This is a genomic window from Paraglaciecola arctica BSs20135, from assembly GCF_000314995.1.
In the GTDB taxonomy this organism is placed as follows: Bacteria; Pseudomonadota; Gammaproteobacteria; order Enterobacterales; family Alteromonadaceae; genus Paraglaciecola; species Paraglaciecola arctica.
Window position 1 is genome coordinate 231,878 of the sequence record NZ_BAEO01000027.1, and the last position, 21,812, is coordinate 253,689.

Consider the following 21,812-nt stretch of genomic DNA (forward strand, 5'->3'; position numbering starts at 1 on the left):
TATCTAAATCTCTATGCCAATGTTGCTCATCCCTTCGGCGGTAGCTAATTGTTTTAATTGTTTACAGCTTTCTGCATTTTTTGGACACTTTGATAAAAATACCAATAGTTCTTGCTGGGTTTCGATCTCCCATTGCATTAACGGATGTTGTTTAATTTCCAAATCAGTGATGGCTTCTTCAGAGCTTGCTTCGATAAAGGCTTCGACACCACCTTGAGAGAGTTTGCTAACAACAACGGCTCCTTGAGGGTCTTCGCCTTGGATCAGTAAAATGGTGGCAGACAGTGACATAGCCATGTCGATTGCTGGGTACACACCATAATTATCAAAGTCACTGGCATCAGGCACCGCGTCTTCAACTTTCTCTAATTGAGCCACAAAATTTATTTTGGCTTTTGGCACCGCTAACCATTCCCAAATAGCGTTTAAACTATTGCGGTATTGCGCGGGATCAGCAAATTCTGTGGCTTCACAAAAAAGTACATAGTTGGGTAACATGCGTTCCAAAAGTGTGGCTGAAAAGGCCACTGCATACCAACCTTCGAGTTCTCTAACTTGTTGGAATATATTTAGTTTTTTATTCAAAAGTTCTCTCATTAAAATTTTTACGAGCTACGAGCTACGAGCGCAATAGCCATTTGCCAAAATAGCAAAACTTACTATGTGTCTTAAGACTTTAAGGTAAATTGTCCCTGCTACTAAGTTACCCTAGTGAGTAATATTTTCCTATTCCGTCCAATAACATTTGGATAGAAATCATTATCAGGATCATGCCCATCAGTCTTTCTATGGCGATTAGCCCTCTTTCACCTAATAGTCTGTGCAAGGTGCTAGAGAGCATTAGAATGCTTGCTGAGGCTAACCACGCAGCTCCTAGTGCCATAGACCAATCTAACATACGGCTATGATCTTGGTTTGCTAATAATATGAGTGCTGCAAGTACAGACGGACCCGCTACCATAGGTATAGCTAAAGGCACAATAAAGGGTTCCTCACCAGAGGTTAATCCGGTTATACCTCCTGGTTGCGGGAATATCATTTTAAGACCAATCAGAAATAGAATAATCCCGCCCGCTATGCTGACACTTTCTTGGCGAACGTTTAAAAAGTCCAAAACAGCTTGGCCACTAAATAAAAAAGTGAACATGATAATTAGCGAGAATAATAGTTCTCTCGCCAAAACTAGCCTTCTTCGTTTAGGTTCAATAGTCTTTAGAACAGACATAAATACTGGCAAATTACCCAAAGGATCCATAATTAAAAATAGGGTGATAGCAGCTGACCAAGTGTCCATAGGTTTTCTCTAAAAATATGTCGCTTTTCTTTTAGTTTATAACATTTCCTTGTTATGGCCTAAAAATAGTTTTAATTTCAATAACTTGATGATTTAATATCTGAGTGCAAAGATATTAAATCAATTTGTACTCATATAAATAGATGAAATTTGTACTAGCAAAACTCAAGCTTTGCACTTTACTGTTAAGTCATCTAAATAAAAATAGAAAATAAGAGGATTGTCCAATGAGTCTGATGACTGTAGAACAAGTCGCCGAGTTTCTTGGTGTTCAGAATGTAAGAGTCGAGAGACTGGAAAGAGAGAGTTTGTTACCTGCTGCAGATAAAGATGCAGATGGAAGCCCACTTTTTGAAAAAGAATCAGTAGAAAAATATAAAATACTTGCGGAACGTTTAGGCGGTTTATAACCTGTCCTAAATAACAAAAAGGCGGCTGTGACAATTACCGCCCTTTCGATATTATTTTACTCTACTCCTCTAATAACGCTCGAGCTATGGTTCTAATTCCTTGAGCTGTGGCGCCTATAGGCATATGTACTGTGCCACTTGCGTTATATGCAGCAGCTAAATCAATATGCAACCAGCCTTTGCCTGCTTCGTTGACAAACCTTGATAAGAAACCTGCCGCGTTAGATGCACCGCCACCACCGCCACCTTTTTGTGCTTTACTGTTTGCAGTATCAGCAAAGGCAGAGGGGCATTTATTTTGATGCCATTTTTCCAAAGGCAAACCCCACGAAGGTTCAAACTCTTGCGCTGAATAGTCCAATACTCTTTGCTGCAGTGCCTTGTCTAATGCGAAAAAAGCATTGTATTCTTCGCCTAAAGCCACCATTGCTGCGCCTGTAAGTGTAGCCGCATCAATAATCAGCTCAGCACCTGTTTCGGTGGCTGCCATTAAGCCATCAGCTAATACTAATCTGCCCTCAGCGTCTGTATTGACGACCTCTACAGTTGTGCCATTTTTGTAGGTGATCACATCACCTAACTTATAAGCATGGCCACTAATTAGGTTTTCGGCGCAACATAAAAATAACTTAACTCGTTTTTTTAAGCCTCGTAAAATAGCTAAGCCAAGGGCGCCAGTAACTGTTGCTGCTCCACCCATGTCACACTTCATACTGAGCATGCCTTCACTACTTTTGATGCTATAACCACCGCTATCAAAAGTAATGCCTTTACCCACTAAGCAGGCAGAAATAGGCGCGTTGTTATCTCCTGTTGGGTTGTAATCAATCTCAATTAATACCGGGGGGCGGGTGCTGCCGCGACCCACATGATAAATACCCATCCAGCCTTGTTCTTTGAGCGCTTCGCCCACCCATTTTTTGCTGGTTATGTGTTTTGCATCGATTGAGGTAAGCCAATCTTGGCAGGTGTTGGCAAGTATTTCTGGTGATAAATCTTCTGGCGTAGCATTGATGATATTGCGGGTAAAGATCATAGCTTGATAGCGGTGGGATAACTCATTTGCATTGTTATCGTCACACCACTTAATATGGTTTTGTTTGGTCGTGGTGGTAAAGCTTTGTGCAAAAGCCCATTGTTGTTCAATTTGCCAGCTTCCCGACAACTCAACTTGCATTACTCCTGAGTTATCAAGACTACGAGCCGCTTTTTTAATCTGGTCTAAATCATTCTGAGGATCAGCAAGGTGAATTTGTGCAGTTTGACCATTAATAGATAAAACTGTGCCAGCTGAATAATAATCGGCTGGAGCTTGATTGGAAATAAAAACAGATAAACGAGACATGAACTACTCCTTCTAAACAAAGATGGTTAGAATAGCATGACGTGTTTAACCCAACATCATTTAAGTAGTAATCATGCAGTTCTCTTCCACTTTAATTCAAGGCACATTGATTAAACGTTATAAGCGTTTTTTAGCCGATGTAGAGTTAGCAGATGGCTCCATAGTCATAGCACATTGTCCCAATACAGGAGCAATGACAGGCTGCGCAGAGCCTGGCTGGAAGGTATGGTTATCACCGAGTAATAATCCCAAACGTAAATTGTTATACACTTGGGAAGTGGTGTTAACTGATCAACATCATTGGATTGGGATAAATACCCACAAAGCCAATGTGCTAGTTAAAGAAGCCATACAAGAAAATAGGATAGCCGAGTTAGTCGGCTATCAAACCTTAAAGGCTGAAGTAAAGTTTGGTGAAGAAAATAGCCGAATTGATTTTCTACTTACGGATCATAAAAAAGCTGACTGCTATATTGAAGTTAAATCGGTTACTTTATTAGACGATAAAGCGGGTTATTTTCCTGATGCAAAAACCCTACGTGGGCAAAAGCATTTACGAGAGTTAAGTATCATTGCAAGTCAGGGTAAACGTGCTGTCTTGTTTTTTTGTGTGCAACATTCAGGTATTCAATCGGTGCAAGTGGCAAAACATATTGATCCCGATTACGCTATGGAACTTAAACAAGCTATGCTAAACGGAGTGCAGATTTTATGCTACGGTTGTGAGATTAGTTCAGAAAAAATCTATATAAATCAGCCTTTGCAATTTTTTTCGTAAAATAGAAGTTGATTTTTTCTGTAAGGCCTCCATATTGCCTTGCTAGAAAATTGTTTTCACTGTAACGGAAGATGTTACGAGCAAGACATTGCCTGTGTTACGGCTTTTTGATATACATAGCCGCTTGCGCAAACAGCTCATGCCGTAGTTTAGGAGAATTGGCATATGCCAACAGCAAAAACGAATAAAACACTTGGGTTATTAGCCCTAGCCGGTTTGACTCCTTACGAGGAGAAAAAAGGCGAAGAGTACATGAACGAAAAGCAAATGACGCATTTTCGTTTATTATTAAAAGCCTGGCGCGATCAACTTCGTCAAGAAGTCGACCGTACTGTACACCATATGCAAGATGAGGCAGCTAACTTCCCTGATCCGGTCGATCGTGCGGCTCAAGAAGAAGAGTTTAGTCTTGAGCTACGTACTCGTGATAGAGAACGTAAATTAATCAAAAAAATCGAAAAAACCCTCAAACGTATTGATGAGGATGATTTTGGTTTTTGTGATGCATGTGGTATTGAAATAGGTGTGCGTCGTTTGGAAGCAAGGCCTACTGCAGACATGTGTATTGATTGCAAAACCATGGCAGAAATTAAAGAAAAACAACTTCAGGGCTAATTTTGCCTACTATCCTAAGTAGCGATTAATTCTTTAATCAGCTACTTAGGATGATATCTTTGGTTTTATGACCAATGCACTCAAATATCCTCATATGAAGATTATTACACCTAACAATGGCTACATTGGCCGTTTTGCCCCCTCCCCATCCGGTCACCTTCATTTTGGTTCATTAGTGACTGCGTTAGGCGGTTTTTTACAAGCAAAAAGTCAAGGTGGACAATGGTTACTCAGAATAGAAGATATTGACCCACCACGGGAAGTGATTGGTGCAAGCGATGCGATTATGCGTTGTCTAGAAGCTCACCATTTATTCTGGGACGGTGAAGTTGTTTATCAGAGCAACAGAAGCGACTTATACAATGAAAAAATTCAATACTTAACTGATCAAGGATTAACCTATCATTGCCGGTGTAGCCGAGCCCAGTTAACTAGTCTTAAGTTTGGCCAGCTATGTGGCTGCATTAATCAAAATCTAAGCAGTGAAAACAGCGCGATAAGGTTCAGACTTCATAATTTCAAGCAAAAGTTTTATGATGAGTTATTAGGCCAAGTTGACTTTCCAAAGCACGATATACCTACACAATTTGCGATTAAGCGTAAGGATGGTTTGTTTGCTTATCAGTTGGCTGTGGTGGTTGACGATATACAGCAGGGGATAACTGAAGTGGCACGAGGAGCCGATTTATTAGACGCCACATTATTACAGTTTGCCCTGTATCAAGCGTTTGATTGCCCAGCCCCGAAGTTTTTACATCTCCCTGTTGTGGTGACTGAATCCGGTAAAAAACTTAGCAAACAAAATCATGCCCGAAAAGTAAACACAGATGATGTCTGTGCTAACTTGATAAATGCCCTTGGCTTTCTAGGATTACCGCTAACAAAAGAACTTAGTCGGGAATCCGTGCAAAATATATTGAATTGGGCTATCGATCAGTGGGATTTGAATAAGATACCCGCTAAAACAGAGTGTATTGACAATAGAATTGGGCAAGCAGACAGTATATGATAAGCGCCGAATTTTTCCGCTCAAAACAGCGGTCTATAAAAGTAATACAGGCCCAAACAAGGAGCACAGCATATTATTTCTCGCGTAATTGACAAAGTCAGGAGCGTTTTGCGCACTAAAACCTTAGACAACCCCGCTGCACTTGTTGCGACTGTCATTCCCCGTGCGGAGCATACTGTTTCTCGCAACTCAATGAGTGAAAATGCACTTAAAGTTCTTTATCGTCTGCACAACAGTGGTTATCAAGCATATTTAGTTGGTGGCTGTGTACGCGATGTATTATTAGGCAAAGAGCCTAAAGATTTTGATGTGACAACTAATGCTACTCCAGAACAAATCAAAGGCCTATTTCGCAATTGCCGATTGATTGGGCGCAGATTTAGGTTGGCGCATATTGTGTTTGGACGAGAAATAATCGAAGTCGCGACTTTTCGTGGTCATCACGAAAATAATGATGAAGGTGAATCTAAAGTCAGTAAACATAGCGATCACGGTCAGTTACTGCGTGACAATGTATTTGGTAGTATTGAAGAAGACGCACAACGACGGGATTTCACCATTAACGCCATGTATTACAATATCGCTGATTATTCGATTAGCGATTTTGCTGGCGGTATGCAAGCGATTAAAGATAAAAGCATTAGGCTTATAGGCGATCCTGAAACCCGTTATCGTGAAGACCCGGTTAGAATGCTCAGAGCCGTGAGGTTCGCTGCCAAACTTGATATGCATATCAGCGAAGAAAGTGCCGAACCGATTAAACGATTGGCGCCGCTGATGGCAAATATTCCAGCTGCCAGATTATTTGAAGAAATACTCAAGCTATTATTATCAGGGCAGGGATTGGCGACTTATAAGTTGTTAGCAGAATTTCATTTGTTTGAAGCGCTGTTCCCACAACTAGCCCCATTATTGTTACAGCCTGGCAGTCGCGAAAATCAATTTGTAGAGCAAGTACTTACTAATACGGATAACCGCATAAATACTGGGCAAAGAGTCACGCCTGCGTTTATTTTTGCGGCGTTTATGTGGTATCCATTAGAAGAACGTTGTCAGCAATTAATGGTTGAAGGTGGATTAAATCACTTTGATGCCTTTAATCTTGCGCTAAACGATGTCATGCATCGCCAAATTCAACGCATTATGATCCCGAAACGTTTTAGCACCGCTATTCGGGAAATATGGCAGTTACAAAATCGTTTACCTAAGCGTTATGGTCGCAGAGCCTATCAATTGCTTGAGCATCCAAAATTTAGAGCCGCATATGACTTCTTGTTGTTGCGTGGCCAAATTGAAGGGGGCGATTTACTAGAGTTAGCTGATTGGTGGACTGTTTTCCAAGAGGCAGACGAAGCGCAACGTAAGACTATGCTAGAAGTTCTACGTGAACAGCAAGGGGCACCTGCTAGGCGTCCGAGGCGTAACCGCAAGAAACCTAAACCCAAAGTATGATCCAAGTTTATATTGGCTTAGGCAGTAATTTAGAACTGCCTGAAAAACAAATACAAGCAGCCTGTAAAAGTTTGGCTTCGCTACCTGATACTGTGTTTATCAAATGTTCAAGTTTGTACCAAAGCCGACCTATGGGACCACAAGATCAACCAGATTATGTAAATGCAGTTGCACTGATAGAAACTGCACTCTCTCCAGAATCTTTGTTGCAACAAACTCAATTAATAGAGTGCCAGCAAGGGCGTATACGCAAGGAAAACCGATGGGGACCCAGAACCTTAGATCTTGATATATTGCTGTTCGGTCAACAGTTGATTGATAACGAACGTCTAACAGTTCCCCACTCTGGTATGAAACAAAGAGAGTTTGTACTTTACCCGCTGTTTGAAATCGCCCAGGAATTAATTTTACCTTGTGGTGAAAAATTATCCGATCTTATTCTGATATGTCCAATAAATGGTTTACAGAAGATGACTGTCTAGGTACTAATCTAGAAATTAATAAAAAATCTAGTATAGTGCGTCTACCTTACGTGCTGTACCAAGCAAGTAAATAGTATTGTTTGATGACATCAAAAATTGGAGTATATCTAATGAAAAAAGTAACGACTTCAAGCTTGCTAAAATTGAAGCAAGAGAATACTAAAATCACTGCTTTAACTGCGTATGATGCAAGTTTTGCAAAAATGTTTGATGAACAAGGCATTGACGTTTTGTTGATTGGAGACTCCCTTGGTATGGTGCTTAAAGGTGATGACGATACATTAAGCGTTACCCTTGAAGATGTTGCCTACCATACTCGTTCTGTCAAAAAGGGTGTTGAGCGAGCCTTTGTGGTGGCAGATATGCCTTTTATGTCTTATTCAACACCTGAACAAACCTACTTAAGTGCTGCGCAGTTAATGCGCGCAGGGGCAAGTATGGTTAAGTTAGAGGGCGGTAGTTGGTTACTTGAAACTATTAAAGGGTTGAACGAACGCAGTGTACCCGTGTGTGGACATTTAGGCCTAACACCACAGTCAGTACACGTATTCGGTGGTTTTAAAGTGCAGGGCCGCGATGACTTACAAGCTGAAAATATTTTAGAACAAGCCAAACAATTAGAACAAGCCGGAATACAGTTATTAGTTCTGGAATGTATCCCAACGGAATTAGCTGCCAAGATATCTCAAAATCTTAGAATTCCAGTTATTGGTATTGGTGCTGGCGCGCAAACTGATGGACAAATATTAGTGATGCACGATATGTTTGGGGTGAGTGCCAACTATATGCCTAAATTTTCCAAAAACTATTTGCAGCAAAGCAATAATATGCGCGAAGCTGTGAGCCAGTACATTCAAGAAGTGCAGGATGGGAGTTTCCCCTCAGACGAGCACAGTTTTAATTAGTGCACCCTTTGGGGTGTACTATCCATTCATTATCAAAGTAAATAACCACTATGCAACTTATCAAAGACATTTCAGAACTTCGTGAAATCAGACGGAATTGGCAAAACAGCGCCAAGGTAATTGCTTTTGTTCCTACCATGGGGAATTTACATCAAGGGCATTTAAACCTTGTACGTGAAGCCAAAAAGCAAGCTGATATTGTGGTGGTATCTATCTTCGTCAATCCTTTGCAATTTGGCCCTGATGAAGACTTAGAAGCTTATCCAAGAACTTTGGAAAATGATCGTTATTTATTAGAAGACTTAGGGGTCGATGCACTCTTTATGCCCACCACGAACGACATTTATGCAAGAGGCTTAGAGCAACAGACTTTTGTAGAAGTACCAGGGTTATCTTATATGATTTGTGGTGCCAGTCGCCCTGGTCATTTCCGTGGTGTGGCAACCATAGTGTGTAAATTATTTAATATGGTGCAACCCAATTTAGCTTTCTTTGGTGAAAAAGACTTTCAGCAATTGCAAGTGATCAAGGCCATGGTGACTGATTTATCTATGAACCTCAAAGTCTTTGGAGTGACCACTACCCGAGAAGATGATGGCTTAGCTATGAGTTCTAGAAATCATTATTTAAGCGGCATAGAGCGTAAGTTAGCGCCCACTATGTATATAAAAATGCAGGAGTTAGTAGACGAGATTCATGGGGGACGTAGAGATTTTTCTAGACTCACTCAAGAATATAAAATGCAATTGGCTAAACTTGGTTTTAACCCTGACTATTTAGAAATCCGCAACGTAGAAAACTTGTTGCAGCCGGGTCATGAAGATCAACATTTAGTGCTATTAGCGGCAGCATTTTTAGGAAAAACCCGTTTGATTGATAATATGCAGATTAGCTTATAAATCTAATCCAAACAAAAATATGGAAATATTAGCAAGCTAACCTAGCTTGCTAAACAAAGCTTTTTCCAAATATCAATATTGCTGGCTATGGCGATTTGTTCATCTAATATATTTTGTAAGTCGCTCTCTGTGGTTAGCGGATTAGCTAAAACGACTCTGAATACTGTTATGGCTTGATCTGGGTACTTTTCAGTTTGTAACCGGGTACGAGAGACAAAAGACTTGCCAGCTTCTCGTTGCTGTTTCTGAACGGATACTGTCAGTTTATCCAGCTCCATATTTAACTCATGACCCATATCTGACTGTGTTTTTATTTTGATTTGCACATTTTCAGGATTCAATCTGTAGGTCAATATTGACAGAATGGGAGATGTGATAAGTTCAAAATCTGGGTGTGACTGGATCATCCGAGCAAATATTTTCGCTTTTTCAATGCTCTGATTAATCAGTAATTCATATCCTTGGCGACCAAATATATGCAAAGAGGAATAAACCATCATCGCCATACCGTTTCGCGAACCTTCTAATGTTGTCGCTCCTAAGTCTTTCGACCCTGCCCGTAATATGTATTGGGCATGATGGCGTACAGCATTACTGTCATTGGGATCTTTAAACAGCACCATGCCAGCGCCCATCGGCACATACATTTGTTTATGGGCGTCTATGGTCACAGAGTCCGCTTTTTCAATACCTTTAAGTAAACGGCTATATTCGTTTGAAAATAAGGTTGCTCCGCCCCAAGCCGCATCCACATGAAAGTGACAACCTAACTCTTTGGCTACATCAGCGAGTTCATCAAGTGGGTCAATATGCCCTGTTTCAGTTGTTCCTGCTACGCCTACTATAGACAATACCTTGTTTCCATCTTGTTGGTATTGTTTGCCCATAGCTAGGGCTTTTTCTGCTGACAGGCGTTGCGTTGGGCAGTCTATTGTAATCATTTGTTGGCGGCCTAAACCTAACAAATCAACTGCTTTAGATAAGGAATAATGGCCGCGTTTAGATGAAATTATTCCCATTTTTTTGTAGCCATAATGCATCATTCCTGCAGCCATACCTTCCTGGGCCACTCCTTTAAACTGGGTAGTGGCGGGTAATGCTTTATTTCTCGCAACCCATAACGCAGTGATGTTGGCGATGGTCCCACCTGAGCAAAATGCACCTAAAGCATAGTTCGCACTGTGTAAATAGTTCTGATAGAAATCACTTGGTTGCTTAAAAACCAACTCGTGCATCATGCCCAGCACTTGGCGCTCAAGTGGTGTGAAGGCTTTAGATGTTTCGATTTTCACCAAATTTTGGTTTAACCCCACCATTAGTTTTGCTAAAGGTAGGTGGAAATATGGGAGTGCAGAGGTCATGTGACCAATAAAACTAGGGGAGTAGGTATTAACAGAGTTAGCGACTAACTTATCCAGTAGGTCTTCCGCATGTTTTGATACAAATTCTGGAGATTCAGGTACAGAATACTCAGCAAAACTTTTTTCTATTTGCGTAAGAGAATTCACCTTAGTCACCACATGTTGTGACAGGAAATCGGCCAGATTATTGGACAGATGTTGTTCAATCTGTGCAAGTTTAGAATCTTTGCCTTCAGGCATGGTAAATACCTTGTACAAATACTCTAAACTAACCTCAGCTTCACCCACTATTGTAACCCTATCTGAAAATTCTCAAGTCGCGCACTTTACCTTAATTCCTGCTGGAGACCAACAATCTAAGAAGCAAATAAACCACTTATGGGTATTAATCTGGTAATTGTTAAATTGTTGTTATATTGTCAAAACACAGGATTTAAAAGGTATGCCTTTTTATGCAAGTTACTGAAGTAACAGATAGTTTTAACTTAGATAATGTTGTGCCCTTTTTTCAGCCGATTATGGATTTAAAAAATGAGGTCGTCTGGAGTTATGAATGTTTAGCTCGGCTTCTTACTTTTGATCAAAATAGTTATTTACCTACCGAGTTTTTGTTTTTGGTTGAAAGGCAACAATCAGTCGCCTTATTGACTCAAACCGTATTGAGTCGTAGCGCCAGTTATTTTAGAGATATCAACATGGCGTGGAATATTAATCTGAGTTTGTCGGATATGACTGACTTAGAGACCCTTAATTTTCTTCAATCTCAACTGACGGGTTATCCAAACCCTAAGCGAATTTCAATTGAAATTACCGCTCAAAATGCGTTAATAAAAAGTGCTAAATTCAGTGAGTTTTCGAAGATTTGTGGAGCTTTGGGTATCAACATTGTGATAGATAATTTTGATCAACAAGCATGTGATTTTCAGGCAATACTAAGTTTGCCAATATCTGCGATAAAGGTATCCGCCACATTATTTGATAAGGTAACAAGTGATGAGACAACGGCTGGTTTTGTGAAAGGGCTCATTAATGCAGCCGCTAGCAATAATATCAAAGTCATAGCTGAACGTGTTGAGAGTCAAGAAACCTTAGAAGTGGTTAAGAAACTGGGTATCAAATACGCTCAAGGGTTTTATTTTAGTCAACCTAAGGCAAAAGTAGTCTAATTTCCTCCAGCTTATTTAATTATAAGTTAGCTAACAGTTGCCAGCTATTTTGTCCGCTTTGCCAGTACTTGCGTTCGAAGGGGGTGATCGCTCGTTCGCTTGCAAATACACCAATCTGATTATTGACCTTGGCGATATCCAAAGCCGCAGAAAATTCTTGTATATACAGCTGCCAATTACTTCTTACTTCAAGCACACCACCTAGACTTAGAATGTCTTTTAACGCTGATGTCGCGTACCAACGGCGTTGTAAGTGGGCCGATTTAGGGTAGGGGTTGGGGTATAATAAATAGTGTTTAGTAAGTTTTTTATCATTAAGAACCAGTAATTTCAAAAAATCATTAAGGTCTGCTCGTAACACAACATAGTTTTCTAAAGTACTTGCATAAGCTGGGTGTTTTTCGGTGCGTAAAGCAGATTTATCAATTCCTATTACGCGAGCATTTGGATGCTGCCGCGCAATATTCACAGTGCTTTCACCTACACCACAACAAGAGTCTAAAATAAGATCTCCCTGCCAATCTCCAAGCCAACTCATTGCTTCTTGAAAGGCCTGTTGAGTATGCGGTGATAGGGGTTTTTGACTGACATTCGCAAGTTGTCGGGCAACAACCTTATGTAAATTCTGATGAATACCAATTTGATTAGTAGTGATTGAGCGAGCTTGCTGTTGCATAGGTTCCTATTACTCTTAATGTTTAGTTATTGCAGAATTGTATATACCCATACCACCCTAACTACGAATGCCCACACCTCTATTGATCAAAGAGTATGCCCAACCAAGTAACACTATGTTAAACCCTACTAATATGCCCAAAGATAAATAAAAGCTAATATCTGAGACACCTAAAAAACCGTACCTAAAGCCACTTACCATATATACGATAGGATTAATTTTACTGACCCACTGCCAAAATTCAGGTAATAAACTTAATGAGTAAAAAACGCCACCTAAGTAGGTCAGAGGAGTCAAAATAAAGGTGGGTACAATGCTCACATCATCAAATGAGTTGGCGAAGATGCCATTTATCAGCCCAGCGGTAGAAAATAAAACTGTTGTTAACAATAAAGTAATAAATATAATCAGAAAACTGTGAATATGTATATCCACAAAAAATAGCGAGACAATGGTAACAATAATGCCGACCAGCATTCCTCTAGCTACACCACCACCTACATAGCCAGCGATAATGATCCAATTGGAAACCGGTGCAACTAATAATTCTTCGATGTTTCGTTGATATTTAGCGCTGTAAAAAGAGGCCGATACATTGGCATAGGCATTGGTGATCACCGCCATCATAATTAAGCCAGGCACAATAAACTCCATATAACTAAAGCCACCCATATTGCCTATTCGGCTGCCAATTAAGCTACCAAAAATCACAAAATACAGTGACATAGTAATGGCTGGTGGAAGTAAGGTCTGGATCCATATTCTTAAGAAACGTAAACACTCTTTGCGCCACATTGTCGTAAGGGCCACCATATTGAGGCTATTCATGGGTCTCTCCTTCAACTTTTATGGTTGAATTAACATCTGCCGTAGCTTTTCCTGATTCGACCATTCTAACGAATAGTTCTTCCAGCCGATTTGACTTGTTACGCATGCTTAATACTTGTATCTGTTTTTGAGTTAACTGTTCAAAAACCGAGTTAAGACCGGCCTCCTTGGGCACGTCCACTTCTAAAGTATGTTCGTCAATTAAGCGGCTTTCAAAGCCATCTAAGGTTAAAGAACTTAAATTTTCAGATAAATCCAGCACAAAAGTTTCGATATTTAATGTGGCAAGTAACGCTTTCATACTGGTATTTCTGACAATAATGCCTTTATCAATAATGGCGATATTGCGACATAACATTTCGGCTTCTTCGAGATAGTGGGTGGTAAGAATGATCGTAACACCTTGTTGATTAATCTCTTGTAAAAAAGACCACATAGAGCGCCGTATTTCGATGTCTACACCAGCGGTAGGCTCGTCCAGGATCAGCAGTCTAGGTTCATGCATTAGTGCTCTGGCAATCATTAATCGTCTTTTCATACCACCAGAAAGTTGCCTGGCGGGTGTGTTGCGTTTGTCCCATAAGTCGAGTTGCCTAAGGTATTTTTCGGCTCTGGGTTTAGCTACATTTTTAGGTACACCATAATACCCTGCTTGATTTAGCATGATCTGTATTAAGGGTTCAAATTGATTAAAATTAAATTCTTGTGGCACCAAGCCAATACAAGATTTTGCTTCGATGGGCTGTGTCTCTAACGAGTACTCAAATATATCAACTTCCCCATGGGTTTTATTCACAAGGGAGCTGACGATACCAATAGTGGTTGATTTTCCGGCTCCATTAGGCCCAAGCAAAGCAAAAAAATCTCCTTGCTTTACCACTAAATCAATCCCTTTTAGGGCTTGGGTGCCGCCTTTATAGGTTTTAGTTAATCCTTTGATATTTAATGCGTTCATATTGATAGCCAGTTTAGGTGTGAATCGAATCTGCGATATACCTAGGCATTTTAGGTAACGCATATCTATACCGACTTCTAACGACTAAAGTTGCTAAAAGTATGTTTTTTGAGAAGTGAAATAAATCACTAGGAGGGCATAATATTGTGTCGACTAATGTTAATTCAAGTTTATGAGTAAATTGTTTTGATTTATATCAGAGCTGATTGGAATTAATTTATTTTTTAGATACTAAGTAAAAAAGACAAAAGGGCAGAGCGCCCTTTTGTCGCTAATTGAAGACGCTATTATTCGCAGTCTTTAGGATCTTCACCCATTTTTTTCTTAGTCGCAATACATGCTTCTTTAAGTTTTTTTGCGGCATCAGCTTTTAATTCAGTGGCTTTTTCGGCAGTGGTATCGTAAGCCTCGCTGGCCTTATCTTTGGCTTCATCATAAGCCTCGACAGTGCTGTCTTTTACATCACCGGCCATATCAGCTGCGCTATCGGCTAGGTCAGATGCGCCCTCTTTAGTTTTTTCATACAATTCAACTGATTTTTCTTTTGCTTTAGTTGCCATTTCCTTGGCTTCTGTTTCTGCTTCCGTAGCTGAATCTTTTTGATTATCGGTGCAGGCCATTAGCCCCATGCTTAATGCGGCAAATGCTATTGCTAGAGTCGTTTTAGATAAAGTCATTATTATTCCTTGTAGTGTTTTTAATTAATAGTTTTCGCTTAATGCGTTCTTAGAAAATGCCGTACGCAAATTCCATTCCATGTTTTCAAAACGTTGATATTTAAGGTATTTACACAGGTTACGCTATATTAGTCAGGAAAAGTTGTTATTTTTGTCTTTTATTGACGACAGATCGCATTATATCGCGATCGCTCGAATAATATACCGATGAGTTGGGTTGGGCAACACACTATCGAAGGGATAACAGGTGATCAGTGTTAAACTGGACTGATCATCATCAAATGTGTCGTTGTTTATATTACTTTGTAGATATTCTAGTTGTGAATACACCGCAATTCGCAACATTGTCACTTTGAATTGTTGACGTTTTTGTTTGGTTTTCACTTCGATAACGTCTCCCTTTTGTAGTTTTTTTAGACTGTTAAATTGTGTGTCGCGATGGCCCACTATCACGCTGTTACCGATTTCTCCTGGGTCAGGTGTTGAGCTAACGTGGCTAGGTGCAAAGGCCAAATTTCTGCCACTTGCACCAGCCAACACATACCAGCTTTTGTCCTTAATGATCAGTTCAGCAATTGGGTGGGTATCTGCCCATGGCCAAGGTTTGTGTTGTTGCTCTGATTGAAGGTTTTTGTGCCAAGCATGGGCTATTAAGTATTGCGCTAACTCTGCTTTAGCAAATATATAAAGCCCACCTGAAAATTGATAAATACCTAGCAACAAACTCAAGGTTATCCATTTATGCTTGGCAACTAGTGATAGTAATTTCGAAATACTACTTTTGTTTTCGTAAGTAAGTGCATACATATTGCTAATCCTATTAAAATTAAGCCTATAATTATTTTTAGTTGTGCTGAAGTGGCAGTTTGAGGGAGACGATCAGGTAATTGAACTAGCTGATTTGAGGTGCCTTTAGGTAGTGAGTTCGCCACCTTTTGGTTTTTTGATTGAATTTCAATAGGGCGGGTTGGCGTGACATCTACGGCAACTAAGCTGGTGTATTGACTGACCAAATGATGAGAGAGAGCCGTTGCTGTTATTTGAGACTTGTATTCGTCTTGCATGGCTGCAGAGCTATTTACTGCCATGCTTGCTCGACGTTTATCCCTAGTTAGTTGGCTGATCTTTTCTCTGGCCCACAAAACATTGAGTCCTGACTGTCTGGTTTGAGCATTCAGTTCTAGAGGATTTTCCCAAGCTTTTCCTTGATACCGAGCAGATAGGTTTAGCTTTGACAAATAACTGTTAGCGCTGCCGGAGTCGATGCTAGCGTCAGTTAACCTATAGCTCAGCACTAAAGGTTCGCCTTGATATAGGTCGCTTATTACATTGGGGTAAAATTCCAACTGCCGATTGGATTGTAAAGTGCTGGCATTTAGCTGTAACTCAATATCCGTTATGGCTGGGTGCTGTAATTTAGTCAGTAGTTTAAGCATTTTTTCTTGTACCTGATCAACTGAGCCAATATAAGTGAAAGTACCTCTTCCCATCTTGGCGGCTTCACTCATAAAGTAACTGTTGGGTGCACTACCAATTCCCACAGTAAACAAGCGTGAGTTTTCAAGTTTGTTGCTGATCAACTGCATTAATGATTCTTCGTTGCCAACACTACCATCGGTAATAAATACTATTTGGCGCAAAGTTGTCGACGTATCACTTTTAGGCTGGGAAAACGCTAGTTTAAAGGCAGTTTCCATTTCTGTTCCACCATTGGCGGATAAACTATTAACAAAGTGTTTGGCATCTTCTTTATTAATCGCGTCGGCTGTTTTGGGGGATTTCCATAAGTTTTGTGCGTAGCTATTAAATTCAATAATATTAAACTGATCTGTTGTTGTAAGTTGTTCGATCGCTAAAAGTAGGGCTTTTTGAGCCTGTTTAATCGAATCACCTTCCATAGAGCCCGATGTATCGAGCACAAAAATCACCTCGCGCGGTTGTGTAGGTGTTGCCTGCTCAGTGTCGATGGGAGGTAATAACATAACTAAGCCATATTCATCACCGTTAACCTGTTGCGTAAAGTGGGCCGATTGGGGCGCTGCGCCTAATTCTGGCCGCCAGTTTAGAACAAAATCTTGATTAGCAACGTCGCCTTTTGATAACTGAATATGCTGGCTTCCATCTGATAGTTGCTTAACCTTGACTGCATGGAATTCACTTTTAATATCTTGTACCTCAAAACCAGCATGCAAGTTGACCTGCAATTCAATATTGCTATTGGTCTGACTTGGAGAAAATTCAGCTTGTATGAGTGGTTCTACAGTTGTGTTGCTGGGCATGTATCTAGGCGTAATAGTCATGGGAAACCGCAGGCTATATTGTTGCTGGTCAAAGTGTAGCTTTTGCTGATATTCAATCGTCACTTCAATTGTTTCGCCAGGGCCGATATTAGCAATGGCATTAGAAAACATATTGGGGCGCTGTTGTGCCACTAAGCTGGCTTTTTTACCCTGTTCTTTAGCCTGAAGATAAATCTTTTTTGCTTCACTTTTTTCCTTAATTTGCCCTTCTATTTTGCGCTCACCTACAGTCATCAATAAATGATCAACTGCGGCATTTTCAGGCAAGGGGAATACATATAAAGCGTTTACCCAATCTTGACCGGCATTTTTAAAGGTTTGGGTTAGTCTAGTGCGGGCGATAATGCCGGTTACCTTGATATCAACTTTGGTTTTGAGCACTGGGCTTAATACATGTTGTTGGTTGGGGTCGCCTTGCTCAGATTGTTCACTTACAAAATACAAAGAGCCACTTTGAGCATTTTGATAATCACTTATAGGTTGGTTAATTAGAGGACTACTTTGCTGTTTGGATGGAGATCCTATGGCATTTGAAATGGGAGTGACGGTTTGTTTATTGGTAAAAGCGGGCACTGCAAACTGCAGTGCCCCTATCGCAATAACCACCAAACTAACAACTGCAAGTTTAGGTAGTGATGACATGATATATTTCCTTGTTAATGGGAAGTTGATGCAAAGTAGACGTGAATTTATTGATTGGCCGCAGTCATTTCTGTTTGTCCATCAGAAACCTTTAACATGACCCGGCGATCAAAAAAATCATCTTCAAAATATTCACCCGCGCTAACAAGTTCAGACTCACCAAAAGAGTTAGTGATTACTTGCTTTTCTTTAATTCCTTTATTTATAAGGTAGTTCTTTACTGTTAATGCACGTTGCTCGGATAACGCTTGGTTAAAAGTAGTATCTCCACGTTTATCAGCGAAACCCGATAATGTAATACTTAACTTAGGATTTTGTTGCAGAGTTTGGGCTATCAAATCAAGTTGTGACTCATAGTGTTTCTCCAAAACGTATGAAGCCGTTTTAAACTGAATGTTACTTTCAATTTCTGGAACGTTTTGTTTAAACGTAGTTTGTTCTAAAGCATTATCCATGGAAGCAATTTGCGCCATGGAGCGTTCTTTTGCTTGTTGGAAGTTTTGCTGCATCACAAAGAGTTCTTGGTCCTTTTTTTTCAAGTGAATGCTGAGCGGTTTCCAGTCTTTTATCAGTGTTTACATCGTCAGCTATCATCACACCAAATACGCCAGCGATTATTCCGCCTAATGGCCCGGCTATGGCCGTACCAATTATTAGTCCAGAACTGAGTCCAACGACTTCATTGGTTTTTTCTTGTTTGCTGCGTTGTTCAGCAATTGCGCTGCCAGATAATAAACAAGTGAATGCGATAGCTGTGGTGATAGTATTTTTAGTTAGTTTCATGGTTTTCTCCAAAAGAGTGGTTGTTTGATTCCTCTCTAGTAAACAAAGATTGTGTGGCTGATTCAGGGAGGAAAAATGGCAATCTTGAGGTCAATTGTGGCGAAAAAATGGAAATTGCATCTTTGCGCTATTTATCAACTAAACCTAAAGAAGTTTTACGATATAGTTCAGCTATAAATTATGCAGCCATAAAGTAAACAGGCGCCGACTATGTCAAAACGTATCGCCTTGGTTGAAGATGACCAAGCTCTTAGAGAAAATTATATTGCAGCGCTTAGTAAGCAAGGTTACGAGGTACAACCTTATGCTAATCGAAGTAGTGCAGAGCAAGCTTTTTCTGAGCGACTGCCAGATTTGGCAATCATTGATATTGGCCTTGAAGATGAGATTGATGGGGGCTTTGCGGTTTGTCAGCAATTAAGAAGTTTATCTAAAACCTTACCCATCATATTTTTTACCGCACGAGATAATGATTACGACACTATTTGTGGGTTGCGTATGGGCGCTGATGATTATCTAACCAAGGACATCAGTTTGCCACATTTATTAGCCAGAATAGCGGCATTGTTTAGACGTACAGAGTTATTAGATAGGCCACAAACACAAACTGATCTGATTAAAACCGGCGATTTGTTGATGGACAGCAAACGCATGACAGTCAGTTGGAAAGGGCAGGGAATCGAACTTACGGTCACTGAGTTTTGGATGTTACACGCTGTTGCCAAATTTTCCGGGCACGTTAAAAGTCGTCAACAGTTGATGGATGAATCAAAAATGGTTGTGGATGACACTACCATCACTTCTCATATTAAACGTATTCGTAAAAAATTTATGCAAGTAGACCAAAATTTTGACTGCGTGGAAACGGTTTACGGTATGGGATATAGATGGAAAAGTATTTAACCATGATTGCATTGCCAAACTTAATATTGTGGGTAGCAAGTTGTTGAGCCGACTGCGATTTAGCCTGCGCCTTAAACTACTTTTTTTCTCGTCGTTTTTGCTGGCCATTCCTTGGTTGGGTTATCAATATGTGTGGGAGATGGAAACTTATCTGCGTATCGGCCAAGAACAAACTATGGTGGGTACGGCTAGAGCCGTAGCTACAGCCTTACATGAAAGACCCGCTTTGTTTGATAGTCAATCGGCCTATTTGACTGACGTTAAACCTGGTACAGATTTATATGCCCATAAAATTGCTTACCCTATTCAATTAGATGGCAAGTTAGACGATTGGCAAGATTATCGGCATTTAGCTATTGCCTACGGCGAACAAAACCTAATTGATCCTATTCAAGATTATCAATTAGACAGTTTGCACTTTACTCATATGGTGGGGCAATACGATAGATTCTTGTATGCCATGTTTGATGTCACAGATAACAAGGTACTACTCAGACCACAAAATAGTTTGCGTATCGATAAGAATGATCATTTACAAATAGCCATGACAGACCAGAACGGTTTGTTTCAGCGTTATATCATTGCCCCCTCACACGCAGGTTGGGTGAACGCCTACTTGCTAAAAGATGACTTAGACTCCCTACAACCAGAAAGATTAGAAACCAGAATTCAGGGGCAATGGCGTAACACCTCAAAAGGTTATCAACTCGAATTACGCTTTCCCTTGGCCATGATGTCGAGCAAAATTGCCTTTGCTATTGTCGATGTTGACGATCCACAAACTAGGGCAGTGGAACACATAATGGGCACAGCCAATCCGTCTCAATTGGATTCTCTGGGCACAGTGCTAGTGCCATCACCTGAAATAGAAAAAATTCTCAAAGGGCTTAAATACTCAAACGCTAGAGTATGGGTAGTGGATAAACATATGCGTGTTCTTGCTCGTTCGGGCAATATTCAAAGAGCATCTGGAGTACAAAGTGGAACGCAGCATAATTCACATCTCGGCTTTGGTAACGAGGCTAAGCCACAAAGCCCAAACAGCTGGTGGAAATATATAGAAAGCAACTGGTTGCTACCTCTGTATTATCATATTCTGACAAAGCCACCTGCTGACTTTGTGGATGACTTGCGCGATGCATTTGCCTTACAAGGCCAAGATATAAGCCAAGCATTAAATGGTACACCAAGTTCTTTATGGCGCTTGAGTTCGGATAATAAAGCGGTGATTATGTCGGCCGCTCACCCAATTTATATTGACGAAACGGTAATGGGGGCTGTGGTAGTAGAACAAACCACTAATGGTATTCGTACCCTCAGAAATAAAGCCCTTGAACAGCAATTTCATTATATTTTACTGGTCATTTTAATCAGTACAGTGGCACTATTTTTAATGGCTTCACGTATCTCTTGGCGTATTCGTAAGCTTAGAAATGAAGCCGAAAGTGCAATAGATCAACAAGGCAAAATTATTGGCGATATTGTGCCTTCCACTACTCGCGACGAAATAGGTGATTTATCCCGTACCTTTACCCATGTGTTAAGTCGACTGAGTCAATACAATACTTATTTAGAGAATATGGCTTCTCGTTTGTCTCATGAATTACGTACCCCAGTAGCCATAGTTAATTCCTCCTTAGACATTTTGTTATTAGAAGAACAAAACCCTGAGAAAAAACAATATGTGGATCGTGCCAAACAAGGTATTACTCGGTTAAGTAAAATACTCTCCAATATGAGTGAAGCAACACGATTAGAGCAAGCGATCCAAAGTAGTGATCGCGAGACATTTGATTTAGAAGAATTATTGCAAGGCTGTGTTGCTGGTTACCGTTTAGCTTACGGGGATCGAAAATTTAGTGTGCAAGTGTCGGTGTCTAATTCGACTTTTCACGGGGCGCCTGAATTATTCGCCCAGATGTTAGATAAAATCATTGCCAATGCGGTCGAATTCAGTGAAAACAATTCTGAAATTAATTTACAAATGGTCAATAGCGATCAAGGTTATGTGCTCACTATAGTTAACCAAGGCAGCTTGTTACCAGAGAATATGCAGCACCAATTACTTGATTCTATGGTCTCAGTGCGTAAGCAACAAAACACCGAGCAACCTCACTTAGGTTTAGGTTTATATATTGCAAAAATCATAGCCCAATATCACCAAGGTGATATCAGAATAGATAATCTTAAAGATAAATCCGGTGTAGTAGTGACCTTAGTGTTTAAGGGTTAGTGTGAAGATGACCTTGATAAGGTTGTTGTTAGCAATCCCGAACTCAGATTAGATAATTCAGTAAAGTCACCCCTAACACCAACTCGTGTCTGAAGTGAC

The 21,812-nt window shown here is 40.3% G+C and carries 23 protein-coding genes; 11 read left to right on the forward strand and 12 right to left on the reverse strand.

What is annotated here, in order from left to right; genetic code table 11:
• Positions 1-3: 3 nt before the first annotated feature.
• Positions 4-597 carry a YjaG family protein gene (locus GARC_RS10245; protein ID WP_039989297.1) on the reverse strand — a complete coding sequence of 198 codons (594 nt, stop codon included), beginning with the start codon at positions 595-597 and terminating at the stop codon, positions 4-6.
• 106 nt (positions 598-703) lie between these two features.
• Positions 704-1,294: a YhgN family NAAT transporter gene (locus GARC_RS10250; RefSeq protein WP_007619572.1), complete on the reverse strand. Its 591-nt coding sequence runs from the start codon at positions 1,292-1,294 to the stop codon at positions 704-706.
• 227 nt (positions 1,295-1,521) lie between these two features.
• Between GARC_RS10250 and GARC_RS10255 the strand changes: the two genes are divergently transcribed.
• Positions 1,522-1,704: a hypothetical protein gene (locus tag GARC_RS10255; protein ID WP_007619574.1), complete on the forward strand. Its 183-nt coding sequence runs from the start codon at positions 1,522-1,524 to the stop codon at positions 1,702-1,704.
• A gap of 61 nt (positions 1,705-1,765) precedes the next feature.
• Here the strand turns inward: GARC_RS10255 and pepB are convergent, their stop codons facing one another.
• Positions 1,766-3,049, reverse strand: coding sequence for an aminopeptidase PepB (gene pepB / locus GARC_RS10260; RefSeq protein ID WP_007619576.1), 1,284 nt, complete (start codon positions 3,047-3,049; stop codon positions 1,766-1,768).
• A 73-nt stretch (positions 3,050-3,122) separates the two neighbouring features.
• On the opposite strand from pepB, the gene sfsA reads away from it, so the two are divergent.
• From sfsA to panC, 7 genes are all read left to right on the forward strand, one after another.
• The gene (gene sfsA / locus GARC_RS10265) at positions 3,123-3,827 is read left to right on the forward strand and encodes a DNA/RNA nuclease SfsA (protein WP_007619578.1); all 705 of its coding nucleotides are present in this window, start codon (positions 3,123-3,125) and stop codon (positions 3,825-3,827) included.
• Between the two features lie 165 nt (positions 3,828-3,992).
• A complete protein-coding gene (dksA, locus tag GARC_RS10270) occupies positions 3,993-4,442 on the forward strand; it encodes an RNA polymerase-binding protein DksA (protein ID WP_007619580.1) in 450 nt (149 codons plus the stop codon).
• Positions 4,443-4,536: 94 nt separating this feature from the next.
• Entirely contained in the window at positions 4,537-5,451 is a 915-nt protein-coding gene (gene gluQRS, locus GARC_RS10275; protein ID WP_039989333.1) for a tRNA glutamyl-Q(34) synthetase GluQRS, read from the forward strand.
• Positions 5,452-5,607: 156 nt separating this feature from the next.
• Complete coding sequence (gene pcnB, locus GARC_RS10280; RefSeq protein WP_039989334.1) at positions 5,608-6,903, forward strand: polynucleotide adenylyltransferase PcnB; 1,296 nt, start codon at positions 5,608-5,610, stop codon at positions 6,901-6,903.
• Entirely contained in the window at positions 6,900-7,385 is a 486-nt protein-coding gene (gene folK / locus GARC_RS10285; protein WP_007619583.1) for a 2-amino-4-hydroxy-6-hydroxymethyldihydropteridine diphosphokinase, read from the forward strand. The genes pcnB and folK overlap by 4 nt, the downstream gene beginning before the upstream one ends.
• Before the next feature lie 110 nt (positions 7,386-7,495).
• Positions 7,496-8,290: a 3-methyl-2-oxobutanoate hydroxymethyltransferase gene (panB, locus tag GARC_RS10290; RefSeq protein WP_007619584.1), complete on the forward strand. Its 795-nt coding sequence runs from the start codon at positions 7,496-7,498 to the stop codon at positions 8,288-8,290.
• A 50-nt stretch (positions 8,291-8,340) separates the two neighbouring features.
• Entirely contained in the window at positions 8,341-9,189 is an 849-nt protein-coding gene (panC, locus tag GARC_RS10295; protein WP_007619585.1) for a pantoate--beta-alanine ligase, read from the forward strand.
• 41 nt (positions 9,190-9,230) lie between these two features.
• Here panC and panP read toward each other — a convergent pair whose 3' ends face one another.
• Positions 9,231-10,838: a pyridoxal-dependent aspartate 1-decarboxylase PanP gene (panP, locus tag GARC_RS10300; RefSeq protein WP_007619587.1), complete on the reverse strand. Its 1,608-nt coding sequence runs from the start codon at positions 10,836-10,838 to the stop codon at positions 9,231-9,233.
• A gap of 164 nt (positions 10,839-11,002) precedes the next feature.
• Between panP and GARC_RS10305 the strand changes: the two genes are divergently transcribed.
• Complete coding sequence (locus GARC_RS10305) at positions 11,003-11,716, forward strand: EAL domain-containing protein (protein ID WP_007619589.1); 714 nt, start codon at positions 11,003-11,005, stop codon at positions 11,714-11,716.
• Between the two features lie 19 nt (positions 11,717-11,735).
• Here GARC_RS10305 and trmB read toward each other — a convergent pair whose 3' ends face one another.
• From trmB to GARC_RS27260, 8 genes are all read right to left on the reverse strand, one after another.
• Positions 11,736-12,392 carry a tRNA (guanine(46)-N(7))-methyltransferase TrmB gene (gene trmB, locus GARC_RS10310; protein ID WP_007619592.1) on the reverse strand — a complete coding sequence of 219 codons (657 nt, stop codon included), beginning with the start codon at positions 12,390-12,392 and terminating at the stop codon, positions 11,736-11,738.
• A gap of 57 nt (positions 12,393-12,449) precedes the next feature.
• On the reverse strand, positions 12,450-13,220 hold the full coding sequence (locus GARC_RS10315; RefSeq protein ID WP_007619593.1) for an ABC transporter permease: 771 nt from the start codon (positions 13,218-13,220) through the stop codon (positions 12,450-12,452).
• Entirely contained in the window at positions 13,213-14,175 is a 963-nt protein-coding gene (locus tag GARC_RS10320) for an ABC transporter ATP-binding protein (protein WP_007619595.1), read from the reverse strand. The genes GARC_RS10315 and GARC_RS10320 overlap by 8 nt, the downstream gene beginning before the upstream one ends.
• A 287-nt stretch (positions 14,176-14,462) precedes the next feature.
• The gene (locus tag GARC_RS10325) at positions 14,463-14,852 is read right to left on the reverse strand and encodes a hypothetical protein (protein WP_007619597.1); all 390 of its coding nucleotides are present in this window, start codon (positions 14,850-14,852) and stop codon (positions 14,463-14,465) included.
• A gap of 177 nt (positions 14,853-15,029) precedes the next feature.
• Positions 15,030-15,659 carry a class GN sortase gene (locus tag GARC_RS10330; protein ID WP_226989103.1) on the reverse strand — a complete coding sequence of 210 codons (630 nt, stop codon included), beginning with the start codon at positions 15,657-15,659 and terminating at the stop codon, positions 15,030-15,032.
• Complete coding sequence (locus GARC_RS10335) at positions 15,605-17,794, reverse strand: VIT domain-containing protein (protein ID WP_007619600.1); 2,190 nt, start codon at positions 17,792-17,794, stop codon at positions 15,605-15,607. Before GARC_RS10335 ends, GARC_RS10330 begins: the two co-directional genes overlap by 55 nt.
• 47 nt (positions 17,795-17,841) lie before the next feature.
• Positions 17,842-18,267, reverse strand: a complete 426-nt coding sequence (locus tag GARC_RS27255) for an OmpA family protein (protein WP_226989106.1) — start codon at positions 18,265-18,267, stop codon at positions 17,842-17,844.
• On the reverse strand, positions 18,242-18,577 hold the full coding sequence (locus GARC_RS27260; protein ID WP_226989107.1) for a hypothetical protein: 336 nt from the start codon (positions 18,575-18,577) through the stop codon (positions 18,242-18,244). The genes GARC_RS27255 and GARC_RS27260 overlap by 26 nt, the downstream gene beginning before the upstream one ends.
• A gap of 210 nt (positions 18,578-18,787) precedes the next feature.
• Between GARC_RS27260 and pdsR the strand changes: the two genes are divergently transcribed.
• Both pdsR and pdsS read left to right on the forward strand, forming a co-directional pair.
• Complete coding sequence (gene pdsR / locus GARC_RS10345) at positions 18,788-19,480, forward strand: proteobacterial dedicated sortase system response regulator (protein WP_007619607.1); 693 nt, start codon at positions 18,788-18,790, stop codon at positions 19,478-19,480.
• Between the two features lie 43 nt (positions 19,481-19,523).
• Positions 19,524-21,713, forward strand: a complete 2,190-nt coding sequence (gene pdsS, locus GARC_RS10350) for a proteobacterial dedicated sortase system histidine kinase (protein WP_039989337.1) — start codon at positions 19,524-19,526, stop codon at positions 21,711-21,713.
• Positions 21,714-21,812: the final 99 nt, after the last annotated feature.